The following is a 22,145-nucleotide window of genomic DNA, read 5'->3' as shown; positions in this document are numbered from 1 at the left end:
CAGGTCGGAGAGCGACGACCCGTCCGGCCGGCACCCTCCTCCGCCGGCCGGACGGGGCACCACCACCCAGAGCAGGGAGACAGAGATGCGCGTGTGCTTCCAGCTCCAGGTCAAGCGGGATCGGATCGACGAGTACCGACGGAGGCACGCGGCGGTGTGGCCCGAGATGCTGCGGGCCCTCGCCGACACCGGGTGGCGCAACTACTCGCTGTTCCTCCGCGAGGACGGGCTGCTGATCGGCTACGTCGAGACACCTTCGCTCGAGGACGCCCTCGCCGGGATGGCGGCCACCGACGTCAACGCCCGGTGGCAGGCCGAGATGGCCGAGTTCTTCGAGGAGCTCGACGGCGTGCCGCCGGACCAGGGCTTCCTCGTCCTCGAGGAGGTCTTCCACCTCGAGGACCAGCTCCCCCCACGCTCTACCCATTGATGCGGACCAACTGATGCGACCAACGATGCGAGAAGTGAGATGAAGACGTTCAGCCAGATCAGCCACCTGCTCGAGGGGCAGGCGATCGAGGTGCCGTCGTGGGCCTACGGCAACTCCGGCACCCGGTTCAAGGTGTTCGGCACCCCGGGCACGCCCCGCACGGTGCAGGAGAAGCTCGCCGACGCCGCGATGGTGCACCGGCTGACCGGCCTGGCCCCCTCGGTGGCGCTGCACATCCCGTGGGACCTGGTCGACGACTTCGCCGCGCTGCGCTCCTACGCCGAGGACCTCGGCGTCGCGATCGGGACGATCAACTCCAACACGTTCCAGGACGACGACTACAAGTTCGGCGGCCTCACCCACCTCGACCCCAAGATCCGCCGGAAGGCGATCGACCATCACCTCGACTGCGTCGACGTGATGGACGCGACCGGGTCGCGCGACCTGAAGATCTGGCTCGCCGACGGCACCAACTACGCCGGCCAGGGCGACCTGCGCGGCCGTCAGGACCGGCTCGCCGAGTCGCTGGCCACGATCTACGACCGCATCGGCCCAGGGCAGCGGCTGGTGCTCGAGTACAAGTTCTTCGAGCCGGCGTTCTACGCGACCGACGTCCCCGACTGGGGCACCGCGTACGCCCAGGTGGCCGCGCTCGGCGACCGCGCCGTCGTCTGCCTCGACACCGGCCACCACGCGCCGGGCACCAACATCGAGTTCATCGTCATGCAGCTGCTGCGGCTCGGAAAGCTCGGCTCGTTCGACTTCAACAGCCGCTACTACGCCGACGACGACCTCATCGTCGGCTCGGCGGACCCGTTCCAGCTGTTCCGGATCATGTTCGAGGTGATCCGGGGCGGCGGCTACGGGGAGGGCTCCGAGGTCGCGTTCATGCTCGACCAGTGCCACAACGTCGAGCAGAAGATCCCCGGGCAGATCCGGTCCGTTCTCAACGTGCAGGAGATGACCGCCCGCGCGCTCCTCGTCGACCTCGACGAGCTCGCCGCGGCCCAGGACGACGGTGACGTCCTCGGCGCCAACGCGCTGGTGATGGACGCCTTCTACACCGACGTACGCGCCGACCTCGCCACGTGGCGCGAGGAGCGTGGCCTGCCGGGAGACCCGATGCGCGCCTACCGCGAGAGCGGCTACCAGGAGCAGATCGAAGCCGACCGCGTGGGCGGCTCACAAGCAGGATGGAACTAGTCCCTCATGACCTACACCGGCACACCCACCGAGCTCATCGCCAGGTCGAACAGACTGGGCGCCGACCCGACGAACACCAACTACGCCGGGGGCAACACCTCCGCCAAGGGCACCGAGACCGACCCGGTCACCGGCGAGCCGGTCGAGCTGCTCTGGGTCAAGGGCTCCGGTGGCGACCTCGGCACGCTGACCGAGTCGGGTCTGGCCGTGCTGCGGCTGGACCGGATGCGCGCACTCGTCGACGTGTACCCCGGCCTCGAGCGCGAGGACGAGATGGTCGCGGCGTTCGACTACTGCCTGCACGGCAAGGGCGGAGCCGCGCCCTCGATCGACACCGCCATGCACGGCCTCGTCGACGCCGCGCACGTCGACCACCTGCACCCCGACGCCGGCATCGCGATCGCCACCGCCGCCGACGGTGAGGCCCTGACGAAGGAGATCTACGGCGACCGCGTCGTCTGGGTGCCGTGGCGCCGGCCCGGCTTCCAGCTCGGCCTGGACATCGCCGCGATCAAGGCGGCCAACCCGCAGGCCGTCGGCTGCATCCTCGGCGGCCACGGGGTGACGGCCTGGGGCGACACCTCCGAGGACTGCGAGCGGAACTCGCTGTGGATCATCGGGGCCGCGGCCGACTACCTCGCCGCGCACAGCAAGGCCGAGCCGTTCGGGCCCGTGCTCGACGGCTACGCCGCACTGCCGGACGCCGACCGTCGTGCTCGGGCGGCCGCGCTCGCGCCGACCATCCGCGGCATCGCATCGGCAGACCGGTCGATGGTCGGGCACTTCACCGACTCCGACGTCGTCCTGGACTTCCTCGCCGCCGCCGAGCACCCGCGGCTCGCCGAGCTGGGCACCTCGTGCCCCGACCACTTCCTGCGCACCAAGGTCAAGCCGCTGGTGCTCGATCTCCCTCCGACCGCCTCCGTCGAGGAGTCGGTCGCGAGGCTGCAGGAGCTCGCGACGGCGTACCGGGCGGACTACCGGGCCTACTACGACCGGCACGCCACCCCGGACTCCCCTGGCATCCGCGGCGCCGACCCGCTCATCGTGCTGGTGCCGGGCGTGGGCATGTTCAGCTTCGGCAAGGACAAGCAGACCGCGCGCGTGGCCGGCGAGTTCTACGTCAACGCCATCAACGTGATGCGCGGAGCCGAGGGCGTCTCGACGTACGCCCCGATCGACGAGTCCGAGAAGTTCCGGATCGAGTACTGGGCTCTCGAGGAGGCCAAGCTCCAGCGGATGCCTGCGCCCAAGCCGCTGGCGACCCGGATCGCCCTCGTCACCGGTGCGGCCGGGGGCATCGGCAAGGCGACCGCCAAGCGCCTCGCCGCCGAAGGTGCCTGTGTCGTGGTCGCGGACCTCGACGGCGAGAAGGCCGCCGCCGCGGCCGCTGAGATCGGTGGTCCCGACGTGGCCGTCGGCGTCGCGGCGGACGTGTCCCGCGAGGACGCCGTCCAGGCGATGGTCGACGCCGCGGTGCTGGCCTTCGGCGGCCTCGACCTGGTCGTCAACAACGCGGGCCTGTCGCTCTCGAAGTCCCTGCTCGAGACCACCGAGGCCGACTGGGACCTCCAGCACGACGTGATGGCCAAGGGGTCGTTCCTGGTCACCAAGGCCGCGGCGAAGGTGATGATCGAGCAGGCGATGGGCGGCGACGTCGTCTACATCTCCAGCAAGAACTCGCTGTTCGCCGGTCCCAACAACGTCGCCTACGGCGCCGCGAAGGCCGACCAGGCCCACCAGGTGCGGCTCCTTGCCGCCGAGCTCGGCGAGCACGGGATCCGGGTCAACGGCGTCAACCCCGACGGCGTCGTTCAGGGCTCCGGGATCTTCGCCGGTGGCTGGGGCGCCAACCGCGCCGCCGTCTACGGCGTGGAGGAGAAGGACCTCGGCGCCTTCTACGCCCAGCGCACGATCCTCAAGCGCGAGGTGCTCCCCGAGCACATCGCCAACGCGGTCTTCGTGCTCTGCGGCCCCGACCTGACCCACACCACCGGCCTGCACGTCCCCGTGGACGCCGGCGTCGCCGCCGCGTTCCTGCGATGACCGTGCCATGAGCGTCACCGTCGCCGCGGTCGACCTGGGCGCCTCCAGCGGCCGGGTCGTCGTCGGGCGGGCCGGCCCGGACGAGCTGTCCATCGAGACGGTCGCCCGCTTCCCCAACGGACCCGTCCAGCACGCCGACGGGCTCCACTGGGACCTGCCGGGGCTGCTCGAGCACAGCCTGGCCGGCCTGCGCGCGGCCGGCCCGGTGGCGAGCATCGGCGTGGACTCGTGGGCCGTCGACTACGGCCTGCTGCGCGCGGGCGAGCTGCTCGACCTGCCGTGGTGCTACCGCGACCCGCGCACCGAGGCCGGCGTCGCGGCGGTGCACGGCCAGGTGACGCCGGAGGACCTCTACGCCCGCACGGGCCTGCAGTTCCTGCCGTTCAACACGATCTACCAGGTCGCGGCCGACAACCGGCTCGCCGAGGCCGACCGGCTGCTGCTGGTGCCCGACCTGATGACGTGGTGGCTCACCGGCCAGGCGGTGTGCGAGCGCACCAACGCCTCCACCACGGGTCTCCTCGACGTGCGCACCGGCGACTGGGATCCCGAGCTGCTGGCGCTGGTCGGCCTCGACCGCACTCAGCTGGGCGAGCTGGTCGAACCGGGCACGGTAGTGGGCACCCGCGATGGCACACCGGTGGTGGCCGTGGGCTCCCACGACACCGCGTCGGCGGTGGTGGGGGTGCCGATGACCGAGCCGGACGCGGCGTACGTCTCCTGCGGCACGTGGGGGCTGGTGGGCGTCGAGCTCGAGGAGCCGGTGCTGAGCGAGGCGAGCCGGCTCGCCAACTTCACCAACGAGGGCGGCGTCGACGGGCGGGTCAGGTTCCTCACGAACGTGATGGGCACCTGGTTGCTGTCCGAGACGATGCGGGCTTGGGGCGAGACCGACCTGACGTCCTGGCTCGCGCGGGCGGCGGCGTACGGCGGGCCGGTGCCGGTCTTCGACGTCCAGGACCCGCGCTTCCTCCCGCCCAACGACGCCCACAGCGACATCCCCGCCCGGATCGCCGACTGGTGCCGGGAGCGCGACCGGCCCGGGCCCGAGGGGCAGGTGGCAGTCGTCCGCAGCATCGTGGCCAGCCTCGCCGACGGGTTCGCCGCCGCGGTCGAGCAGGCCGCCTCGCTGTCGGGCCGGGACGTGCGGCGTGTGCACGTGGTCGGCGGCGGCGCGCAGAACACCCTGTTGTGCGCGCTGCTCGCCGACCGGCTGGGGCTGCCCGTGCTCGCGGGCCCCGTCGAGGCGACCGCGTTGGGCAACGTCCTGGTGCAGGCTCGCGCGAACCATGCTCTGTCCGGCAGTCTCGAGGCGCTGCGGTCGCTCGTCGCCCGCACCCACCCGCCCGTCCACCACCTCCCCACGAAAGCTGGAGCCTCTCGGTGAAGCGTCAAATGCCTAGGGCGCACGACCTGCGGCCGCTGCTGCAGTTCAAGAAGCCCGAGCTGTCGGCCAAGCGTCGGCGGCTCGAGAAGGCACTGACGATCGAGGACCTGCGCCGGGTCGCCAAGCGGCGCACGCCCAAGGCGGCGTTCGACTACACCGACGGCGCCGCCGACGGCGAGGTGTCCCTCGCCCGCGCCCGTGAGGCGTTCGGCGACGTCGAGTTCGTGCCGTCGATCCTGCGCGACGTCTCGACGGTCGACACCTCGCGCGAGGTGCTGGGCCGGCGGGTGGCCCTGCCGTTCGGGATCGCCCCGACCGGCTTCACCCGGATGATGCACACCGAGGGTGAGATCGCGGGCGCGACTGCGGCCACCGCAGCCGGCATCCCGTTCTCGCTCTCGACGATGGGGACCACCTCGATCGAGGACGTGGCCGCCGCGGCGCCTGCTTCGGCGGGCGGGCGGAACTGGTTCCAGCTCTACATGTGGAAGGACCGCGACCGGTCGATGGCGCTGGTCGACCGCGCGGCCAAGGCCGGGTTCGACACCTTGCTGGTGACCGTCGACGTCCCGGTGGCGGGCGCCCGGCTCCGCGACGTACGCAACGGGATGACCATCCCGCCGCGGCTCTCCGCGCGGACGGTGGCCAACGCGATCCCGCGCCCCGCCTGGTGGTTCAACTTCCTCACCACCGAGCCACTGGCGTTCGCCTCGCTCGACTCGTGGTCGGGGACGGTGGCCGAGCTGCTGGACACGATGTTCGACCCGACGGTGACGTATGAAGACCTCGCCTGGATCCGCGAGCAGTGGCCCGGCAAGGTCTCGGTCAAGGGGGTGCAGAACGTCGCCGACGCCCGCCGCCTCGCCGACGCGGGGGTGGACGCGATCGTGCTGTCCAACCACGGCGGCCGCCAGCTCGACCGCGCGCCCGTGCCGTTCCACCTGCTGCCGTCGGTCGTGAAGGAGGTCGGGAGCGACCTCGAGGTCCACCTCGACACCGGGATCATGTCCGGCCAGGACGTCGTCGCCGCCCTCGCCCACGGCGCCCACTTCACGCTGATCGGACGGGCCTACCTCTACGGGCTGATGGCCGGCGGCCGGGACGGCGTCGACCGCACCATCGAGATCCTCCAGGGCCAGATCGAGCGGACCATGCGCCTGCTCGGCGTCCGCACCCTCGACGAACTCGGCCCCGAGCACGTGGTGCAGCTGCGTCGCCTCGGTCCGCGGCGATAGTCCCAGACCTTCGGCACAGACGTTCGGCACGGGGACACGCCGAACGGCTGTGCCGAAGGTCAGGGACTATCCGCCGGCCGGCCGATGAGTCCGGTCGCCTTCGTAGGTCAGAGCCGCCATGACCACTCTCGACTTCGGCCCGACGACGAGCGCGCTGGCGGCACTGGTCCGCGGCGTCGGTGACCATCAGCTGGGCGACCCGACGCCGTGTCCCGACTACTCCGTCGCCGACCTGTGCGACCACATCGGTGGCCTCGCGTTCGCGTTCACGCTGGCCGCCCGCAAGGAAGAGATCCCCGGCGGCGGCCAGCCGTCGGCCGACGGCTCCCGGCTCGAGGACGGCTGGCGCGCGCGGATCGCCGCCCAGCTCGGCGAGCTCGCCGTCGCCTGGAAGGACAAGACGGCGTACGACGACCTGACCATGGCGGGCCCGGTCGAGATGCCGGGCCCGATTGCCGCCCTCGTCGCCCTCGACGAGGTGACCGTGCACGCCTGGGACCTCGCGGTCGCGACCGGCCAGCCCTACGCCGCCGACCCTGCGGCCGTCGAGGCGTGCGCGGGCTTCGTGGCCCAGTTCGACGCCCCGACCGACGGCACCCTCTACGGGCCGCCCGTCGACGTTCCCTGGGACGCACCGGCCCTGGACCGGCTGCTCGGCGCGACCGGGCGCGACCCGCGCTGGTGCCCTCCGTCGGGGTCGGACAGCAATTCGGCGGCGTGAGACCCAACCGGTAATCTCTCCGGCGGTGGCGTGTCCGAGCGGCCTAAGGAGCACGCCTCGAAAGCGTGTGTGGGTGCAAGCCCACCGTGGGTTCAAATCCCACCGCCACCGCCACACCTCGGCGGCATCCGTGCAGGTCAGCGACTTGCGAGGATGCCGCCGAGTCGTGTTTCGGGGGCTTGTCGTCACGGCGTGCCCGCCCGACGAGGTCGCTGTCGCCGCGGCCACGATCCACTAGGTTCGCCGTCGTGCCGACCCGCGACGAGCAGGACGAGGAACTGCGCACTGCGTTGACGCGGCTGGTCAAGCAGCTGCTCCACGAGGAGCCGGAGGCCAGGCGCGGGAACGACCTGATGCCGGTCCTGGACGCGCACCTCGGAGTCGCAGCCGATGAGCTGCCGGTGGTGGTCGAGCCGATCTCGGGGCACCGCTGGGCCGACACGGACATCGCGCTGGCCTCGATCGTCGCGCGCGACCCGGAGGCCACGCTCGTGGGAGTGGGAGGTGGCGACCAGCGGCACCACAGCTCCTTGGGCGACCTGATGTCCCAGGCCGAGTGGGGCCGGTTCCGCAGTGGGCAGGTCGACCGCCTCAACGTGGCCACCGGGCCCGACTCCGAGCGGGCCACGGTCTCCTTCGGTCTGCACTTGTTCGACCACGACGGCTCGCCGCTCGTCGTGCTCCAGCGGGTCGGCAGCCCGCAGTACGGGTCCGAATCCCGACTGGAGGTGCTGGCGACCGATCCGGACGCATGCGCGACGTTCCTCGCTGAGCTGCGCGAAGAGGCGATGCGGCACAGCGTGCTCCGCCGCCAGGTCATCAGCTTCAGCGGGAATCCCTACGAGCGATCGATGTCCGACCTGAGCTTCCACCACCGCCCGGACCTACCGGCCAGCCAGGTCGTGCTGCCCGAGGGCACGCTGCAGCAGGTACGCGCTCACGTCGTCGGCCTCGCCGAGCACCGCGGGCGCCTGCGTGAGAAGGGCCAGCACCTCAAGCGGGGCATCCTGCTCTACGGCCCGCCGGGCACCGGCAAGACGCACACGGTGCGCCACCTGTTGAGTGCAGCACCGGAGGCCACCGTCGTGTTGCTGAGCGGCACCCAGATGGCGCACGTGGCCGCGGCCGCCCAGATCGCCCGAGCGCATCAGCCGGCCATCGTCGTGATCGAGGACTGCGATCTGATCGCGGAGGACCGCGACCACCACCACTACGGCGGAGGTCCCTCTCCCCTGCTCTTCACGCTCCTGGACGCGATGGACGGACTCGACCCGGACGCCGACGTGGTCTTCCTGCTGACCACGAACCGCGCCGAAGCGCTGGAGAAGGCGCTCGCGCAGCGACCCGGGCGCGTGGACCTCGCGGTGGAGATCCCCCTGCCGGACGAGCCCGCTCGACGCGCGCTGATCGATCTGTACGGCGCCAAGGTGGCGTTCTCGCCGGACGCCGTGGCCCGGGCCGCCCGGGACTCGGTCGGCACCACGGCCTCCTACGCCAAGGAGCTCGTCCGTCGAGCCGTGCTGCACGCCGCCATGGATGGCCGCGAGCCCGGTGACGATGACCTGGCCGCCGCGACAGCGGAGCTGCAGTCCGACTCGGCGGCGCTGACGCGTGCGTTGCTCGGGTCCGGCGAGCACTCCATTGCCTCCGACCTGTAGTGCGGATGCCGAAGACCCAGGTCCCCACGGAGTCACGACCAAGGGCCCTGGCGGGACCGGCCGCGCGCGGGCATCGTCGGTAGGGACTGCGAAGGGTGGTCCTCATGGCCACGCGGTGGCGGCTCTTGTGCGCGGCGTTGTTGACGATCTCACTGGCTACGGCCTGCGGTGACGCCGGCGACGTGTCCACGGGGAGCTCTCCGAACAGCACATCCGGTGCCGGGATGCCGGTTGTGGTCGACACGGACCTGGCGGTCGACGACCTGGTCGCGTTGGCGTTCCTGCTCTCGTCGACAGAGGCCGACGTCCGGGCAGTGACGGTGTCGGGCACCGGAGAGGTCCGCTGTCCGCAGGGCCTGAAGGTGATCCGCAGCCTGCTCGCCGTCACCGGCGACGATGACACCCCGGTGGCGTGCGGGGGCTCGACACCGCTGGCCGGAGACCATGAGTTCCCAGCGGAGTGGCGTGACCTGGCCGACAGTGGCTGGGGCCTGGACCTGTCGGCGGCGACGGCGCCGGCCACCGATCGCACCGCCGTCGACTTGCTCCAGGCCACCCTGGCCGAGGGACGGGTCACCCTGCTCACCCTCGGCCCGCTGACCAACGTCGCTGAGACCTTCCGCGCCGACCCCGGCCTGGCCGAGGAGGTGGCGTCGATCGTCGTGATGGGCGGTGCCGTCGACGTCCCCGGCAACGTGTCCGGTGACAGCATCGGGACGTCCAACGCCGAGTGGAACATGTACGTCGACCCCACCGCTGCGGCGGAGGTGCTCGCCTCGGGGGCACCGATCGTGCTGGTGGGCCTCGACGCCACCGACCAGCTCCCGATCACCGGTGACTTCGTCGAGCTGCTCGGCGCGAACACCCACACGGCGGCCGCGAAGCTCGTGGACCAACTAATCCGCAACAACCCGCAGGTCTACAGCGGCGAGGCCTACTTCTGGGATCCGCTGGCGGCCGCCGTCGTGGTGGACCCCGGGCTGGTCGACGCGGAGGAGGCGACTGTCAGCGTCATCACCGCGCCGGGGCAGGACAACGGCAGGACGGTCCGCCGCGACGACGGGGCCGCGGTGACGCTCGTCGGCCGACCGCGCCCCTCCGCCTTCGAGGAGCTGCTCCTGCGCACCCTCGACCAGGTCGAGCCGGATGCTGCCCTCGCCCGACCGCCGGTTCCGGTCGGAGATGCGACGATCCGCTTCGACGGGAGCGCGTGCGGCTACGACGGTCCGGCGTCGGTGCCCAGCGGACGCATGCGGTTCACGTTCGAGTCGACAGACCCTGCCTGGACCGGGGCCGTGGTGGGCCTGACCGGTGAGCTGACCATCGAGAAGATAATTGCGTGGCTCGAGGCACACCCCGACAGCCAGGAGCCGGTGCCCGGAGTGGACCGGGCGACTCCGGTGCAGGCCGGATTCACCATGTTCGTAGACGTGGCCTCACCACAGGTGGCGGTGGTCTGCGCCTCCGAGGCACCCATCCCGCTCGTCGCCGGCACCATCGACGTCGAGTGAGCACCGTCTGCTCGTGCCGGGCGCGGTGACCGACCGGTCAGGTGCCGGTGAGGTCGGCGTACTCACCGCGCTCGCTGCTGCGCGGCGGCCGGAAGGCGCCGATCACCAGCACCACGAGCCCGCCACCGATCACCGCGGCGCCGAGCACCAGCCCGGCCGGACGGATCCGGTCGCCGGAGAGCACCGACGACTCCGCCGCCCGGTCCGACGCCGCCTGGCTGGTCGCCGCGCCGCCCACGAAGAGGGCACCGAGAACGGCGAGCACGACGAGCAGGCTGACCCTGGCGAGCTGGCGCACGACCAGGTCACGCCACTGGTCCACGGTGCGGTGTCGCATGACGTACCTCCCCATGAGTCGTCGGATCAAGTGTGACCAGCGCTCGTCGAGGATGCCTTCCTCCGTTCGGACATTTCTCCCAGGACGCCAGGACGGTCCGGCTGTGGAAGATTCGGGCCTCATGAACGTGCGCATCGAGACCGACGGCCCAGTCACGACGGTGGTCATCGACCGCCCGGAGGCTCGCAATGCCGTCGACGGCCCCACTGCCGAAGCCCTGGCCGACGCCTTCCGGGCCTTCGACGCCGACCCGGCGGCGTACGTCGCCGTGCTCACCGGTGCGGGGGGAACGTTCTGCGCCGGCGCGGACCTCAAGGCGATCGGTACGCCGTCCGGCAACCAGGTGCGGCCGGTGGGCGAGGGCGACGGCCCGATGGGCCCCACTCGGATGCGGCTCGGCAAGCCGGTGATCGCGGCGATCGAGGGCTACGCCGTCGCCGGCGGGATCGAGCTGGCGATCTGGTGCGACCTTCGGGTGGCCGCGCAGGACGCCACGCTCGGTGTCTTCTGCCGTCGGTGGGGGGTGCCGCTCATCGACGGCGGCACCGTGCGGCTGCCGCGGCTGGTCGGCACCGGGCGCGCCCTCGACCTGATCCTCACGGGTCGGGCGGTCGGCGCCGCCGAGGCGCACACCATGGGACTCGTCGACCGGGTCGTGCCCAGCGGGCAGGCCCGGCAGGCCGCCGAAGCGCTGGCCCACGAGCTGGCGGCGCTGCCCCAGGACTGCCTGCGCAACGACCGGCTCTCGGTGCTCGAGCAGGAGGGCCTGGCCGAGCAGGAGGCCCTGCGGGCCGAGCTCGAGCACGGGATGCGGTCGCTGAGCTCCGGGGCGCTCGAGGGTGCGGCTCGGTTCGCGTCCGGGGCCGGACGCCACGGGACCTGAGTCCGGCCATTGCGGGGATCAGTCAGGACAGACGACGACGAGGGTGCCGGGGCGCTCGCCCCGGAAGATCCTCCAGCCCCGCTCGAACGACACCGCCTTGGTCTCGCCCCGCGGGGTCCGCACGATCGTCTTGCCCGATGCACCGGCGCAGCGCGAGTCGGTGCCGGCCCGCTCGGCCAGCCGGGCGGAGGCATCGGTGGAGCTCGGGCGGTCACCGGCAGGGTTGGCGATGGCGCCGCCGAGGGTGAGCGCGATGGCGGTCCCCGCCAGAGCAGTGGTCGCGGCCATCTTGACCGCGCGCACCGCCAGGACCGCGCGTCGGCTCGGCTGGCGGATCATCTGTTGAGCTCCCCGTGGGTGTGTGGATCGCCCTCGACGGAGGGCCTCATGGAGTCCAACGAGGACGAGCCCACAGGGGTACGGCGACGGGTGGCTGCGAGGATGAGCCCATGACGTGGTTCGCCTCACCCGACGACGCCGGGACGCGGCTGGGCGAGGTGGGCTACCTGGCCGACCCCGCCACCGCGACGACGGCCTACCTCGCCGGCGCGCTCGAGAAGCCCCTCCTCGTCGAGGGACCCGCCGGAGTCGGCAAGACCGAGCTGGCCAAGGCGGTGGCGCGGGCGACCGGCGCCGACCTGGTCCGCCTCCAGTGCTATGAGGGCCTCGACGAGGCCCGGGCGCTGTATGAGTGGAACTACAAGAAGCAGCTGCTGCGCATCCAGAGCTCGCAGGGTGACGACCAGACCTGGTCGGAGACGCACGACGACATCTTCAGCGAGGAGTTCCTGCTCACCCGGCCGCTGCTGACCGCCATCAGCCGCGAGGAACCCACCGTCCTGCTGATCGACGAGGTCGACAAGACCGACGTCGAGGTCGAGGGCCTGCTGCTCGAGGTGCTCTCGGACTTCCAGGTCACGATCCCCGAGCTGGGCACCGTCGCCGCCGTACGCCGCCCGCTCGTCGTGCTCACCTCCAACGCGAGCCGCGAGCTGTCCGAGGCCCTCAAGCGGCGCTGTCTCTACCTCCACCTCGACTACCCCGACGCCGAGCGGGAGCGCCAGATCGTGCTGTCGCAGGTGCCCGAGCTCGAGGCCAAGGTCGCCGAGCAGCTGGTCGCCACCATCGGCCGGCTCCGCGAGCTCGAGCTCAAGAAGGCGCCGTCGATCGCGGAGTCCGTCGACTGGGCGCGGACCCTCATCGCGCTGGAGATCCACGACCTCGACGACAAGGCGGTCGACGACACCCTCGGGGTCGTCCTCAAGCACTCCTCCGACCAGGACCGGGCGGTCCGCGAGCTGCGGCTGCGCAAGTAGATGAGCACCAGCGGGCTGGTCGACCGGCACATCGCCTTCCTCGAGGCGCTGCGCGGCGCGGGCCTCTCGGTGTCGCTCGCCGAGGATCTCGACGCGGTCGCGGCACTGTCGGCACTGCCGTGGGACCACCGAGCCACCGTGCGCGACGCCTACGCCGCCACGCTGGTCAAGAAGCAGGTCCAGCGGCCGACCTTCGACACGCTGTTCGACGTCTACTTCCCGGCGCTCGTCGGTGAGGGTGTGCAGGGGTCGGAGACGGGGGGCGGCGACGACGCCGGTCCGGTGCGCGACAACGCCGAGGCGCTCGCCGAGTTCCGCGAGCAGTTGCTCGAGGCGCTCGCCGCCGGCGACGAGGAGCAGCTGGCGCGGCTCGCCGTCGAGATGGTCGGGCGGTTCGGCGCGATGCCGGGCCGAGGGCCGGGGCTGTCGAGCTGGTCGGCCTACACCGCGCTGCAGCGAGTCGCCCCCAGCCACCTGGTCGACAAGATCGTGGCGGCGCTGCTGGCCGAGGGAAGGACCGAGGAGGAGGCGGCGCGCGTGGCCGGACGGCGGGTCGGCGCGTTCACCCGCCAGGTGGAGGCCGACGCCCGGCGCCGGATCGCTGAGGAGAAGGGACCCGACCACGTGGCCAACGTGGCGGTGAAGCCCAGCATCGACCGGCTCGACTTCACCACGGCCCGCAAGGCCGACCTGGAGGAGATGCGCCGCGAGATCTACCCGCTGGCCCGCCGGCTCGCGACCCGGCTGACCAAGGAGCACCACGCCCGCCGCCGCGGCCCGCTCGACTTCCGGCGTACCGTCCGGGCCTCGATGTCGACCGGCGGCGTACCCCTGGTCACCCACCACCGACCCAAACGCCCGCACCGCACCGAGCTCGTCGTGCTCTGCGACGTGAGCGGCTCGGTGGCCAGCTTCGCCCAGTTCACGCTGCTGCTGGTGTTCGCGCTGCGCGACCAGTTCCAAAAGGTCCGCGCGTTCACGTTCATCGACCACGTCCACGAGGTCACCCACCACTTCCGGCCGGGCGCCGACGTCGCCGACGTGATGAGCGACCTGGCGGCCTCGACCGCCCACGCGGCGCTCTGGGGGCGCACCAACTACGGCCGGGCGTTCACCAAGTTCACCGAGGAGCACGCGGACGCGCTGGGCCCCAAGTCCTCGCTGCTCATCCTCGGCGACGCCCGGTCCAACTACAGCGACCTCGCCCTCGACCGGCTGCAGACGATGGCCGGCGCCGCCCGGCACTCGTGGTGGCTCAACCCCGAGCACCGCCGCCACTGGGACACCGGCGACTCGGTCGCCGGGAGGTACGGCGAGATCGTGCCGATGGTCGAGTGCCGCAACCTCACCCAGCTCGGGGAGTTCGTGCACGACCTCGTCTAGGTCGAGTCTCCAGGCGCGAGGTAGCCCCAGGCGCGCAACCGGTCGAGCTCGGCCGCGAGGTCGGGGTGGTCGGCCACCGCCTCGTCGGCGGCGCGCGCCCCGGCCAGGTAGGCCTCGCCGGGCGCGGCACCGGTGGTGTCGAAAACCACGTCGGTGCGGTTGGCGGCCCCCGCGTTGAGCAGGGACCCGAGCAGGGCGACCGGGTCGTCGCGGTCCTCCAGCGACAGCACCCGGACCGAGTCGGGGATCCGCGGCACGTGCGCGGAGGGTGCTCCGGCGGTGACCACGGCGTCGACCGTGAACGCGCCCGACGGCGGGGCCGCGGCCAGCTCGGCGGCCAGGACGCCGCCGTGGCCGATGCCCACCAGGAGCACCCGGGCGTCGTCGTCGCCGTCGAGGGCGGCCTCGATCGTGCGCACCGCACCCAGGCGGTAGGCGGCCAGGTCGGCCCCGACCAGGTGTGGGCCGCCGGCCGTGGCCTCAGGTGCCGCGGGCGAGCCCAGCAGCACCAGGTAGCGGCTCGGCGCGGTGCGCTGCACCAGCACGAGCTCACCGGCCAGGAGCACCGCCGACATCAGGTCGGCCAGCGAGCGAGGGGTGGCGAACGGCGCCGAGGTGACGTCGCCGGGCGTGGTGTCCGCTGGGCCTGTGGTGGGGTCGGCGGGGTCGACGAGCGCGCCGGCCACGTCACGCACCGCGGCCGCGGCGTCGTCACGCATCGGCGTGACCCCGATCGCCCGCAACCCCCCAGCCGCTGCGCGGCGGCCGGGCTCTCCGGACAGCAACCCGGCGGTCAGGAGGGCACGCAACTGGAGGCCGTCCAGCAGCCCGCCGCCGGTGGTGACGTGGTCGAGGAGCTCGGGGTGTCCGGCGGCGAGCTCGGACAGGTAGGCCGCGACCTCGTCGCGGTCGAGCGCGCCGGTCTCGACGAGGCCGGCGCTCACCACCGCCCCACCGAGCTCGACGGCGGGCGCGAGATAGCCCACCGCACGCCCGGCGATGGAGCCGAGGGTGGCCGACGCGATCGTGCGCAGGCCGTCGATCCACTGGTAGGTCACCACCGTCGCCCGCACCACCAGGGCGTCCGCGTCGAGCTCGAGGGAGCGGGTCAGCAGGCCGTGCTTGCCGGTGGTCGCCGCGCGGACGGCCTCCTCGGCCCGGGCGTACGTCGCGGGCGCCAGCTCAGCGGTCTCGGTGACCGCCGGGTCGCGCAGCACCTCGGCGCCCAACCCGGCCCTGGCGCGCAGCTCGGCACCGGCCGAGTCGAAGGAGTCGGCGAGGGCGAGGAGCCGGTCATAGGTCTCTCTCATGTCCCGGGCGTCCTGACGGCAGCGAGGACCGGTGCGAGGTCGGTCGCGAGGTCCTCGGGGATGACCCGGTGGACCTCGACGTGGAGACGGCCGTCGACGGTGTGTGGGCGGACCGCGCGCCAGCCGTCGCCGACCAGGGTCCACGCGACCACCCCGACCGTGGTCGCCGCTGCCCCCGAGACATCGGCCACCAGCGCCCGTAGCCGGCCCTGCGGCTCGCCCGCGAGCGCGGTCAGCACCGTGCCGACCTCGATGTCGGTGAGCAGGTCGCCGGTCTCGTCGGTGACCCGGCCGCGATGCTGCGCGGCCAGCACCGGCAGCAGGTCGGAGCGATGGGAGCGCACGGCCTCGACACCTGCGTCCGCCAGCTCGTGCGGCAGGTCGACGAAGCCCGGGACCCGCGACTCCCCCAGCGGCAGGTCCTCGGGGATCACCGCCACCCGGCCCAGCTCGTCGGCCCAGGCCCAGGTCGGGAACCACGCCAGCTCGAACACCAGCCCGTCGGCGGTCGACAGCGACGCGACCGCATCACCCGACTGGCGGTGCCACGCTCGCGCCTGCACGCCTCCTGCGACCACGTCCAGGTCGAGCGCGAACCTCGGTGTCGCCAACAGCCCGACCGCCCCGAGCAGGCCGCGGTCGACCTCGCCGCCGACGAGGAGCCCGCGCCGGGTGAGTGTCTCGACCGGGGGCGCCAACCGGGCCAGCGCAGCCTCGTAGGCCGCCGAGTCCTCCTCGGTGGCCACACCACCGAGCCGGCCCGCGAGCCCCGAGTCGCCCCCCGACGGTGGCGTGGTGAGGTCGAACGGCAGGGGCGCGCCGCCGGCCGCCTGGGCCGCGTGAAGCAGCTCGGGGAGGGTCAGGCCGACCCGGCGCGGCAGCCCGTCGAGGAGGTCGCGCGGACCGGGCCGGGGCGGTCCGAGGTCGATGGTCGGCACGGGTCTCAGCTCTCCGGCTGACGGCGGGGCAGCGTGACGCCCAGCCAGTCCTTGTGGCCGGGTGCGGGCCCGTCGAAGCCGTCCAGGACACCGTCGGCGACCAGCGCCCGGCTGCGGCGCTCGGTGACGTCGATGGCCTCCTTGCGGACGTCGACCTCCGCGCTGTGTGCCTCGAGGGAGTCGGCCGCGGTCTCGTGGCGTGCGGCTGCGTCCCGCAGCTGGGCGGCACGCTCACGGGCTCGCTCACGCATCGCGTCCGCGGCCCGCCCACTCCAGTGCAGCGTCTCGGACCGGGCGACGAGCTGGTCGGCCAGGGCGCGGATGTCGTCACCCTGCTCGCGCAGCCGGGCGGCGTGCTTGCGCACCACGTCGCTCTCGCCGTACATCCCGCGCCTTCTTCCCGAGCCTGCTGCGAGCAGATGTTACGGCGCCCGGGTGATCTGGAAGACCTGGCTGGTGACCTGGCCGCCCGAGCCCAGGAACCCGTGCTCGTGGAGGCTGCCCACGCTGGTCACCACCGAGGGATGCGTGGAGGCGTCGACCGCGGCGCCGCCCTCGACGTAGACGTCGTAGTCGTGGTGGGCCTCGATCCCGGGCCCCGGCTCGGCGTCCACGACCACCGTGGTCTGCTCGACCGACGGCGGGTTGGGCTCCCCGTCGAGCTGCGGCACGAGGTCGCCGTGCTGCTCGATCGAGAGCACGTTGAGGCCTGCCGGGTAGCCGCCGACCTGGGCCGTCGGGGACCCCGCGGTCACCACGTCGGTGACCGTGTAGCCGCTGTCACCCGCGGCGATCGCGACAGCCTCCATGCCGCCTTGTGAGTGCCCGACGATCAGGACCGGCTCGTCCGCCCCGATGCCCGCCTCCGCCATCGCCTGCAGGATGCCCTGCTGGTAGTCGTCGACCTCACCCGCGATCAGGCCGAGGTTGGTGCCCAGGTCGCGGACGTCGTCGTCGGCGGTGGTGGGCAGGGTCAGCAGGTCGTCGGTGCCGGGCAGGTTGACGATGTGCACGACCTGGCCGCCGACCGTGGTCACCGTCTGGACCTCGATCGTGCCGTTGGCGGCCGAGTCGGCGCCCTGGGACAGTGCGGCGATCTCGGCAAGGTGGTCGAGCAGGTCCTCGACGCTGGACGGCTGGTGACCCGAGGTCGTCTCGAGGAGCTCCACCACCGGGTCGCCGTCGGGGTAGAGGTCTTCCAGCACGTCCGCGGCCTGGTTGGTGGTGAACGTCGGCAGCAGACCGCCGGTGAAGCCGGCGAGCAGGCCGCCGCCGCCGTTGACGACGTGCTGGACGAGCAGCGGGTTGTCCGTCACCAGGTCCTCGAGCCCGTCGACCAGACCCTCGCCACCCATCGCTACCGCGATGGGGAGACCCGCGACCAGGGCCGGCGCACCGAGCGCCAGCGCCATCCCGAGCTGGCGGCCGAGGAGGTAGTCGATGACCTCGAACGCGTCGTGCCGGGCGTCGTCGGCGCTTTCGAAGAAGGCGACCGAGCCGCGGATGGCGACTGCGTCGGCCTCCCAGGCCGTGCACTCGACTAGGAGCCCGTCGGGCCCGGTCGTCGCCGCGACCACGGCGGCCTCGGCCAGGATCGCTGTGCCCGGCGAGAGGATCGAGGACTCCAGGAGGTCGTCGTCGACCAGGGTGCGACCACCGGTGCGGGCCATCGCGCGCAGCCGGTCACCGGCTGAGTCGTAGGTGTCGGCGAGCCCCCGCATCGCGGCGTAGGACGCCTCGAGGCCGTGGGAGCCACCGCTGACCTGGAGGATGACCGCCGGGTCGTCGGTCATGCCGCAGCTCTCAGGTCCAGGCCTGGCAGATCAAGGCTGGGCAGATCAAGGCCCGGGAGGTCGACGGTCAGCCAGTCCTTGTGGCCCGACGGCGGCGGCACGAACCGGTCCAGCAGGTCGTCGAGCGGATCGACCAGCCCCCCGACGAGGCCGAGCACGCCGGCGATCCGGTCCCGGGCGGCCGCGACCAACGCCATCACCCGCTCCTCGATCAGGGCGATCAGCCGCTTGACCCGGTCGACCGCCGCCGCGTGGTCGTCGAGTGCCGAGGCGGCGTCGTCGTGGAGCCGTGCGGTCCGTTGCAGCTGACCGACCCGGTGGCGGGCCAGACAGCGCATGGCGTCGGCGGCCACGCCCTGCCACGGCACCGCCTCCGCGCGGGCGAGCAGCGTCTCGGCCTCCCAGCGGATGTCGTCGCCCTGCCGGCGCAGGCCGCGGGCCAGCGCCCGGATCGCTTCGGTGTCGCCGTACATGTGGTCCTCCCGAGAACTCGTTCGGGGAACCGGATGCCCGCGCGACGGCCCGGCGAAACGACGGCCTAGAGGACTGTGGACAGCCGGGCCAGTCCTTCCTCGATGTCGGACTCGGGACCAGCGAAGCTGAACCTGACGAACCGGTGGCCGGCCTCGGTGTCGAAGTCGACGCCCGGGGCCACGGCCACGCCGGTGCGGGCCAGGAGGTCGTGAGCCCACGGCATCGTGTCGTCGGTCAGGTGGCCGACGTCGGCGTAGACGTAGAACGCGCCGTCGGCGGGCGCGAGGCCGGTGATGCCCAGCTCGGGCAGGGCGTCGAGCAGGAGGCGGCGGTTGCCGGCGTACCGCTTCACGTGCCCGTCCAGCTCGTCGTAGGACGCCGGGTCGAACGCCGCGAGACACGCGCGCTGGGCGATCACCGGCGGACAGATCGTGAAGTTGCCAGTGAGCACGTCGACGGCCCGGCGCAGCCGGTCGGGCACCAGCATCCAGCCGATCCGCCAGCCGGTCATCGAGAAGTACTTGCTGAAGCTGGCGAAGACGACGGCCTCGCGGCTGGTCTCCCAGGCGCTGCGGGCGAGCTTGTCGCCGCCGTCGAGTGGCGCGTACTCGATGCCGTGGTAGATCTCGTCCGAGACGAGCTGCACCTGGTTGTCCTCGCACCAGGTCGCGAGCGCCCACAGCTCGGTGGGCAGCAGCATGGTGCCCGTCGGGTTGGCCGGGCTCGCCACCACCAGCCCGTGCAGCGGCTGCGCCTCGTGCAGCGCGGCGACCTGCTCGACGGTCGGCTGGAACCTGGTCTCCGGGCCGGTCGGGACCTCCACCACCTCGATGCCGAGGGCGGTCAGCACGTTGCGGTAGCAGGGGTAGCCGGGCCGGGCCATCGCGACCCGGTCGCCCACCTCGAACGCCGCCAGGAAGGCGAGCAGGAAACCGCCGCTGCTCCCGGTCGTGACCACGACGTCGTCGGCGTCGACCTCGATGCCGTGCGCGCGGCGGTGGTGTCCGGCGATGGCCTCGCGGAGCTCGCGGATCCCGACCGCCGGGGTGTAGCCGAGCGGGTCGCCACTCTGCAGCAGCCGGACCGCCTCGGCGTTGACCGGTGCGGGAGCGCCGGTCATCGGCTGGCCCGCGAGCAGGTTGACCAGGTCGCCGTGGGTGCGTTGCCGTTCGGCCGAGGCCGCCAGCAGGTCCATGACGTGGAACGGCGGCACGTTGGCGCGGGAGGCCACGTGCCAGCGGTTGTTCACGATCTCGAGGCTAGAGCAGCGTGCCTTCCGGATCTGCGCCCGAAGAACGAGCCCTCGCCGAGCTGGGTGCCCGAGCAGTAGCCGGCGCCGTCCTGGGCGAGGTTGCTGGCGCACGCCCCGGCGGCATACAGCCCGCGGATGACCGAGCCGTCGGGCCGCTGCGCCTGGCCGTCGACGGTGACCCGGATGCCGCCGAGGGTGAAGCCGGCGTAGAGCGCCTTGCCGAGCGTGAGGTCGTAGGCGCCCCAGGGACCGGTGTCCTGCGGCGCCAGCCAGTCCGGGTGCTTGTGGAAGTCCGGGTCCTCACCCTTCGCGGCGTACTCGTTGTAGCGGTCCAGGGTCTTGGCCAGCGAGCCGGTGGGCAGGCCGAGGCCCTCCTCCATCTCGGCGACCGTCTCCCAGCCGTCGATGAACGGGCACAGCGGCATCGTCGGGTGCTCGATGTGCTCGCTGTCGACGATGAGGTAGGCGGCCTGGTCGGGCTGCTTCATCGTGTAGTAGGACGTCCGCGCGTGATAGCTGTCCTCGGCCACGAACCGCTCGCCGAGCTTGTTGACCACGATGCCCTTGACCAGCACGGAGGGCGGGTAGAACGGCGCGGTGATGAACGGTTCGTCCATGTGCTTGAGCTCGGCGCCGACGGAGGCACCGAGCCGGATGCCCAGCCCGTCGTCGTACGTCGAGCCCAGCGTGAAGAGCTTGGAACCCAGGGCCGGGGTGTGGGCGGCGACCATGTCGGGGTTCATGACGAACCCGCCCGCCGCCAGCACCACCGCGCCTGCGCGGAGGTAGCCGGTCTCCTCGAACGAGCGCCAGGCCACCCCCACCACTGCGCCGGAATCGTCGACCACCAGGTGTGAGGCGCCGGTCTCGTAGCGGACCTCGACGCCGGCCTCCTCGACCTTGCCCCGCAGCAGGTCCATGACCACCCGGGTGCCCTCGGTGTCGCCGGGCACCGGCACCTTGTGGCCGCGCGGCGCCGGCACCGCTTGGTCGCGGTAGGGCCAGACCTTCTCGTTGCCGGTGAACATCAGCCCCTGGGTGCCGGGCTGGATGACGGCCTTCTCCGGGTAGTAGGACCGCTCGAACTCGAAGCCGAGGTCCTCGAGCCAGTCCAGGTGCTCGGCGGCACCCTCGCAGTAGGCCCGGATCTTGTCCGGCTCCGGCTCCTTGGCGGTCGCGGTGAGGTACTTGACCATCTCCTCGACGTCGTCGTCGTGGCCGGTCGCCTTCTGCACGGCGGTCCCACCGCCGAGGTAGAAGTGGCCGCCGGACATGCTCGAGGTGCCGCCGTGCACCGCGGCGCGCTCCAGCAGAAGCACCCGGGCCCCGCTGCGCGCCGCCTCCAGCGCCGCACAGCCACCGGCGATGCCGAAGCCGACCACCACCACGTCGTACGCCGGCGCGTCGGCCGGCAGGTCCGCGGCGGATCGGACGTCGGGAAGGTCGGTGCCTGAGGCCATGTCGGCAAATCTAGAACACGTTCCACTTCTGGGCGATCCCCTGGACCACCCGGTCCAGCCATTCCGTTCGGGGGCGCACGTGAATACGGTGCCGCCATGGCGACTCCGAGCATGAGCATGAACAAGGTCATCCACTGCGCCGTGCGCCGTGACCTCAAGCGGTTCCGGGCGGCTCTGGACTCCTTCCAGGACGGCGACCGGGCCAGGGCGGGCGCGCTCCACCGGGCCTGGGAGAACTTCGACCAGCAGCTGACCCACCACCACGAGGGCGAGCACGAGATCGCCTGGCCGGCCCTGCTGGCCGTCGGGATCACGCAGGAGGCCATCGACCAGTTCGACGACGAGCACGACGCGATGGCCGCGGCGCTGGCCGAGAGCCGCGACAAGATGGGCCGGCTCGCCTCGTCCGCCTCCCGGGCCGACGCCGACGCCGCCGCGTCCTCGATGGCCAAGCTCGAGGAGGTGACGGTCGCCCACCTCGACGCCGAGGAGCGGGTCAGCGAGCCGCTCTACGCCGACCACCACGACCACCCGGCGATCAAGGAGATGGGCAAGAAGTTCAGCAAGCAGCCGATCGGCGTCGCCGGCACCTTCTTCGCCTGGGTCCAGGACGGCGCCGGACCCGAGGAGATGACGGCGCTCAGGGCCGAGGTGCCCGCGCCCGTGGCCGCGCTGCTCCCGCTGCTGTTCGGACGCCGCTACCGCAAGGAGGTCGCGCCCGTCTGGGCGACATCCGGCTCCCATTGACCCGCGACGGCGGCCGCCGGCCTCGCGCTCGGTAGGGTGAGATCCCGCCACCCGCACGAGC

The 22,145-nt window shown here is 72.3% G+C and carries 21 protein-coding genes and 1 tRNA gene; 13 read left to right on the top strand and 9 right to left on the bottom strand.

All coding sequences use genetic code 11. From position 1 onward, the window contains the following. The first annotated feature begins 85 nt into the window (after nucleotides 1–85). The 9 genes from ACYVC6_RS03660 to ACYVC6_RS03620 all read left to right on the top strand — a co-directional run bounded on the left by ACYVC6_RS03660 (nucleotide 86) and on the right by ACYVC6_RS03620 (nucleotide 10,191). Nucleotides 86–430: an L-rhamnose mutarotase gene (locus ACYVC6_RS03660; protein WP_460711068.1), complete on the top strand. Its 345-nt coding sequence runs from the start codon at nucleotides 86–88 to the stop codon at nucleotides 428–430. A 39-nt stretch (nucleotides 431–469) separates the two neighbouring features. Then, nucleotides 470–1,633 (top strand): L-rhamnose isomerase, encoded by a 1,164-nt coding sequence (rhaI, locus tag ACYVC6_RS03655; RefSeq protein ID WP_460711066.1) that lies wholly within the window; start codon nucleotides 470–472, stop codon nucleotides 1,631–1,633. 6 nt (nucleotides 1,634–1,639) lie between these two features. Next, entirely contained in the window at nucleotides 1,640–3,679 is a 2,040-nt protein-coding gene (locus ACYVC6_RS03650) for a bifunctional aldolase/short-chain dehydrogenase (protein ID WP_460711064.1), read from the top strand. Nucleotides 3,680–3,686: 7 nt separating this feature from the next. Continuing rightward, the gene (locus tag ACYVC6_RS03645) at nucleotides 3,687–5,066 is read left to right on the top strand and encodes a rhamnulokinase (RefSeq protein WP_460711062.1); all 1,380 of its coding nucleotides are present in this window, start codon (nucleotides 3,687–3,689) and stop codon (nucleotides 5,064–5,066) included. A gap of 8 nt (nucleotides 5,067–5,074) precedes the next feature. Further along, nucleotides 5,075–6,301 carry an alpha-hydroxy acid oxidase gene (locus tag ACYVC6_RS03640; RefSeq protein ID WP_460711060.1) on the top strand — a complete coding sequence of 409 codons (1,227 nt, stop codon included), beginning with the start codon at nucleotides 5,075–5,077 and terminating at the stop codon, nucleotides 6,299–6,301. 118 nt (nucleotides 6,302–6,419) lie between these two features. Then, nucleotides 6,420–7,022, top strand: coding sequence for a TIGR03086 family metal-binding protein (locus tag ACYVC6_RS03635; protein WP_460711058.1), 603 nt, complete (start codon nucleotides 6,420–6,422; stop codon nucleotides 7,020–7,022). Nucleotides 7,023–7,046: 24 nt separating this feature from the next. After that, nucleotides 7,047–7,136: transfer RNA gene (locus ACYVC6_RS03630), tRNA-Ser, on the top strand. Between the two features lie 134 nt (nucleotides 7,137–7,270). Further along, nucleotides 7,271–8,680: an AAA family ATPase gene (locus ACYVC6_RS03625; RefSeq protein ID WP_460711056.1), complete on the top strand. Its 1,410-nt coding sequence runs from the start codon at nucleotides 7,271–7,273 to the stop codon at nucleotides 8,678–8,680. Between the two features lie 233 nt (nucleotides 8,681–8,913). Beyond that, complete coding sequence (locus ACYVC6_RS03620) at nucleotides 8,914–10,191, top strand: nucleoside hydrolase (protein WP_460711054.1); 1,278 nt, start codon at nucleotides 8,914–8,916, stop codon at nucleotides 10,189–10,191. A gap of 37 nt (nucleotides 10,192–10,228) precedes the next feature. On the opposite strand, the gene ACYVC6_RS03615 is transcribed toward ACYVC6_RS03620, so the two are convergent. Beyond that, a complete protein-coding gene (locus ACYVC6_RS03615) occupies nucleotides 10,229–10,528 on the bottom strand; it encodes a hypothetical protein (protein WP_460711052.1) in 300 nt (99 codons plus the stop codon). Nucleotides 10,529–10,649: 121 nt separating this feature from the next. On the opposite strand from ACYVC6_RS03615, the gene ACYVC6_RS03610 reads away from it, so the two are divergent. Continuing rightward, nucleotides 10,650–11,411, top strand: a complete 762-nt coding sequence (locus ACYVC6_RS03610; protein WP_460711050.1) for a crotonase/enoyl-CoA hydratase family protein — start codon at nucleotides 10,650–10,652, stop codon at nucleotides 11,409–11,411. An 18-nt stretch (nucleotides 11,412–11,429) separates the two neighbouring features. Here ACYVC6_RS03610 and ACYVC6_RS03605 read toward each other — a convergent pair whose 3' ends face one another. Next, a complete protein-coding gene (locus tag ACYVC6_RS03605) occupies nucleotides 11,430–11,750 on the bottom strand; it encodes a hypothetical protein (RefSeq protein ID WP_460711048.1) in 321 nt (106 codons plus the stop codon). 110 nt (nucleotides 11,751–11,860) lie between these two features. Between ACYVC6_RS03605 and ACYVC6_RS03600 the strand changes: the two genes are divergently transcribed. After that, nucleotides 11,861–12,727: an AAA family ATPase gene (locus ACYVC6_RS03600; protein WP_460711046.1), complete on the top strand. Its 867-nt coding sequence runs from the start codon at nucleotides 11,861–11,863 to the stop codon at nucleotides 12,725–12,727. After that, complete coding sequence (locus ACYVC6_RS03595; protein WP_460711044.1) at nucleotides 12,728–14,110, top strand: vWA domain-containing protein; 1,383 nt, start codon at nucleotides 12,728–12,730, stop codon at nucleotides 14,108–14,110. Here the strand turns inward: ACYVC6_RS03595 and ACYVC6_RS03590 are convergent. From ACYVC6_RS03590 to ACYVC6_RS03560, 7 genes are all read right to left on the bottom strand, one after another. After that, the gene (locus tag ACYVC6_RS03590; protein ID WP_460711042.1) at nucleotides 14,107–15,420 is read right to left on the bottom strand and encodes a hypothetical protein; all 1,314 of its coding nucleotides are present in this window, start codon (nucleotides 15,418–15,420) and stop codon (nucleotides 14,107–14,109) included. The genes ACYVC6_RS03595 and ACYVC6_RS03590 overlap by 4 nt on opposite strands. Continuing rightward, entirely contained in the window at nucleotides 15,417–16,358 is a 942-nt protein-coding gene (locus tag ACYVC6_RS03585; RefSeq protein ID WP_460711040.1) for a hypothetical protein, read from the bottom strand. The genes ACYVC6_RS03590 and ACYVC6_RS03585 overlap by 4 nt, the downstream gene beginning before the upstream one ends. A gap of 5 nt (nucleotides 16,359–16,363) precedes the next feature. Beyond that, nucleotides 16,364–16,744, bottom strand: a complete 381-nt coding sequence (locus ACYVC6_RS03580) for a hypothetical protein (RefSeq protein ID WP_460711038.1) — start codon at nucleotides 16,742–16,744, stop codon at nucleotides 16,364–16,366. A gap of 36 nt (nucleotides 16,745–16,780) precedes the next feature. Then, entirely contained in the window at nucleotides 16,781–18,151 is a 1,371-nt protein-coding gene (locus ACYVC6_RS03575) for a hypothetical protein (protein WP_460711036.1), read from the bottom strand. Then, a complete protein-coding gene (locus ACYVC6_RS03570; RefSeq protein WP_460711034.1) occupies nucleotides 18,148–18,624 on the bottom strand; it encodes a hypothetical protein in 477 nt (158 codons plus the stop codon). The genes ACYVC6_RS03575 and ACYVC6_RS03570 overlap by 4 nt, the downstream gene beginning before the upstream one ends. A gap of 65 nt (nucleotides 18,625–18,689) precedes the next feature. Next, nucleotides 18,690–19,874 carry a pyridoxal phosphate-dependent aminotransferase gene (locus ACYVC6_RS03565; RefSeq protein WP_460711032.1) on the bottom strand — a complete coding sequence of 395 codons (1,185 nt, stop codon included), beginning with the start codon at nucleotides 19,872–19,874 and terminating at the stop codon, nucleotides 18,690–18,692. After that, a complete protein-coding gene (locus ACYVC6_RS03560) occupies nucleotides 19,871–21,337 on the bottom strand; it encodes an FAD-binding protein (protein WP_460711030.1) in 1,467 nt (488 codons plus the stop codon). Before ACYVC6_RS03560 ends, ACYVC6_RS03565 begins: the two co-directional genes overlap by 4 nt. Nucleotides 21,338–21,433: 96 nt before the next feature. On the opposite strand from ACYVC6_RS03560, the gene ACYVC6_RS03555 reads away from it, so the two are divergent. Next, nucleotides 21,434–22,084, top strand: a complete 651-nt coding sequence (locus ACYVC6_RS03555) for a hemerythrin domain-containing protein (RefSeq protein WP_460711028.1) — start codon at nucleotides 21,434–21,436, stop codon at nucleotides 22,082–22,084. The last annotated feature ends 61 nt before the right edge of the window (nucleotides 22,085–22,145 follow it).

The organism is Nocardioides dilutus (assembly GCF_054779555.1).
Note: the sequence above shows the minus strand (reverse complement) of the source record. Positions and strands in the feature narration are given on the sequence as shown.

Excerpts from the sequence above, each read along its gene's own strand:
- ACYVC6_RS03595 (WP_460711044.1), top strand. The coding sequence starts at position 12,728 with ATGAGCACCAGCGGGCTGGTCGACCGGCACATCGCCTTCCTCGAGGCG.
- ACYVC6_RS03570 (WP_460711034.1), bottom strand. The coding sequence starts at position 18,624 with ATGTACGGCGACACCGAAGCGATCCGGGCGCTGGCCCGCGGCCTGCGC.
- ACYVC6_RS03605 (WP_460711048.1), bottom strand. The coding sequence starts at position 11,750 with ATGATCCGCCAGCCGAGCCGACGCGCGGTCCTGGCGGTGCGCGCGGTC.
- ACYVC6_RS03600 (WP_460711046.1), top strand. The coding sequence starts at position 11,861 with ATGACGTGGTTCGCCTCACCCGACGACGCCGGGACGCGGCTGGGCGAG.
- ACYVC6_RS03635 (WP_460711058.1), top strand. The coding sequence starts at position 6,420 with ATGACCACTCTCGACTTCGGCCCGACGACGAGCGCGCTGGCGGCACTG.
- ACYVC6_RS03580 (WP_460711038.1), bottom strand. The coding sequence starts at position 16,744 with ATGTACGGCGAGAGCGACGTGGTGCGCAAGCACGCCGCCCGGCTGCGC.
- ACYVC6_RS03645 (WP_460711062.1), top strand. The coding sequence starts at position 3,687 with ATGAGCGTCACCGTCGCCGCGGTCGACCTGGGCGCCTCCAGCGGCCGG.
- ACYVC6_RS03650 (WP_460711064.1), top strand. The coding sequence starts at position 1,640 with ATGACCTACACCGGCACACCCACCGAGCTCATCGCCAGGTCGAACAGA.
- ACYVC6_RS03615 (WP_460711052.1), bottom strand. The coding sequence starts at position 10,528 with ATGCGACACCGCACCGTGGACCAGTGGCGTGACCTGGTCGTGCGCCAG.
- ACYVC6_RS03575 (WP_460711036.1), bottom strand. The coding sequence starts at position 18,151 with ATGACCGACGACCCGGCGGTCATCCTCCAGGTCAGCGGTGGCTCCCAC.
- rhaI (WP_460711066.1), top strand. The coding sequence starts at position 470 with ATGAAGACGTTCAGCCAGATCAGCCACCTGCTCGAGGGGCAGGCGATC.
- ACYVC6_RS03660 (WP_460711068.1), top strand. The coding sequence starts at position 86 with ATGCGCGTGTGCTTCCAGCTCCAGGTCAAGCGGGATCGGATCGACGAG.
- ACYVC6_RS03640 (WP_460711060.1), top strand. The coding sequence starts at position 5,075 with ATGCCTAGGGCGCACGACCTGCGGCCGCTGCTGCAGTTCAAGAAGCCC.
- ACYVC6_RS03590 (WP_460711042.1), bottom strand. The coding sequence starts at position 15,420 with ATGAGAGAGACCTATGACCGGCTCCTCGCCCTCGCCGACTCCTTCGAC.
- ACYVC6_RS03555 (WP_460711028.1), top strand. The coding sequence starts at position 21,434 with ATGGCGACTCCGAGCATGAGCATGAACAAGGTCATCCACTGCGCCGTG.
- ACYVC6_RS03560 (WP_460711030.1), bottom strand. The coding sequence starts at position 21,337 with ATGGCCTCAGGCACCGACCTTCCCGACGTCCGATCCGCCGCGGACCTG.
- ACYVC6_RS03610 (WP_460711050.1), top strand. The coding sequence starts at position 10,650 with ATGAACGTGCGCATCGAGACCGACGGCCCAGTCACGACGGTGGTCATC.